Source organism: Polaromonas sp. P1_E3 (assembly GCF_056405935.1).
Genome location: NZ_JBFUBD010000536.1, coordinates 1 through 1,544, shown reverse-complemented (window position 1 = coordinate 1,544; position 1,544 = coordinate 1). Strand labels below are relative to the sequence as shown.

Below are 1,544 nucleotides of genomic sequence, written 5' to 3'. Positions count from 1 at the left end.
CTGCGTGAAGGCATGAGCTTGCCGGCAGAGGCGGGAGAGAGCGCAGCCGAAGAGTTGATACGCCGCGTGATGGTCAATGAAATGCTCGGCAACTACGACGCACACGTGAAGAATTTCGGCGTGCTGTATCCGGATGGCCGCACGCCCCGGTTGTCGCCGGCCTATGACGTGGTGGCCTACGCGGCCTATCTTGGCGGGCGTGGCCATGCGCTGCGCTTTGTGCCTGGTGGTGAAAAACAGGCCCGGCTCACCGCCCAGACCTTGCGCAGCTTTAGCAACGCCACGGGCATGTTTGAAACGCGGGTGCGCGGCGTGCTCAATGAAGCCGTGGGCAAAGCCTGCGAGTCGTGGCCGGCAATGATTGCTGAAAGTGGTTTGCTGGAGCGGCAAAAGCAGAACCTGCTCAAACACTTCGAAAGCTGCGATGCGGTGATCAGCTGGCGCGCCCGGCGGGCTGCTGGGGCCAGGCGCAGGGAACTGCGGTCAGCTAGCTGAGAAATTGCCGTGGCTCGGCGTCAGGCCGCGAGGCTTGTAGCCAGGCTTGCAGGTCTTCCGATCCACCGATTTTTTTTCCACCCGAAAACACCTGGGGTGTCGTTCCCGCGCCCGCTACCGCTTGCAGCGTATTGGTGGTGATGCCCCGGCCCAGCGTGATTTCCTCGTAACTGAGGCCGGCCTCGTCCAGCAGGGCCTTTGCCTTGGCGCAGAACGGACAGCCAGGCTTGGTGAAGAGGGTGACAGGCTCCGGCGCTACGGCCTGCGGGGCCACATACTTGAGCATGGTGTCCGCGTCCGACACCTCGAACGGGTCGCCTTCTTTTTCCGGCTCGATGAACATCTTTTCGATCACGCCGTCCCGCACCAGCATGGAATAACGCCAGGATCGCTTGCCGAAGCCGAGATCGCTCTTGTCAACGAGCATGCCCATGCCGCGGGTGAAGTCGCCATTGCCGTCCGGAATGAGCGTGATGTTGCCGCATTCCTGCGCCTTGCCCCATTCGTTCATCACAAAGGCGTCATTGACCGAAAGGCAGATGACGTCGTCAATGCCGTTGGCCTTGAAGGTGTTGGCCAGTGCATTAAAGCGTGGCAGATGGGTGGAAGAGCAGGTGGGTGTATAGGCGCCGGGCAGTGAGAACACCACAACGTTCTTGCCGGAAAACAGGTCGGCCGTTTTCACATCGGCCCACTGGTCGTTCTGGCGTGTCTTGAAGGTGACGTCAGGGACGCGCTGTCCCTCGTTGTTGGGAAGCATGGGAAATCCTTTGGTGAAAAAGAGCCCGGCGCAGTGCCGCAGGGTGGCAGTCGCAGGAAAGAGCACCACTGCATATGTCAATGCCCTTGGGCTGATTGTGGGGACGGCGGCGTGCCGCGGGCTGTCGGACAGCGATGACATTGCTGTAGGGCAATCCCACGTACTGGCCACATGCGCACCGTCAGTGGCGCCCGGCCTCGGCCCACATCGCCTGGTGTGCGCGGCGCACCAGAATCTCACGACCGCCTGCCGTGTCCAGGCGGCACAGAAAGCCTTGAATGCCCGAAGG

The 1,544-nt window shown here is 61.7% G+C and carries 2 protein-coding genes; one reads left to right on the top strand and one right to left on the bottom strand.

Features of this window, described 5'->3' with window-relative positions; translation table 11 throughout:
* A partial coding sequence (locus tag AC1D0Z_RS21415) for a HipA domain-containing protein (RefSeq protein ID WP_477660171.1) occupies window positions 1-495 on the top strand: 495 nt, incomplete at its 5' end.
* Here AC1D0Z_RS21415 and AC1D0Z_RS21410 read toward each other — a convergent pair.
* Entirely contained in the window at window positions 488-1,255 is a 768-nt protein-coding gene (locus AC1D0Z_RS21410) for a glutathione peroxidase (protein ID WP_477660170.1), read from the bottom strand. The two genes, AC1D0Z_RS21415 and AC1D0Z_RS21410, sit on opposite strands and share 8 nt — an antisense overlap.
* Window positions 1,256-1,544 lie beyond the last annotated feature (289 nt).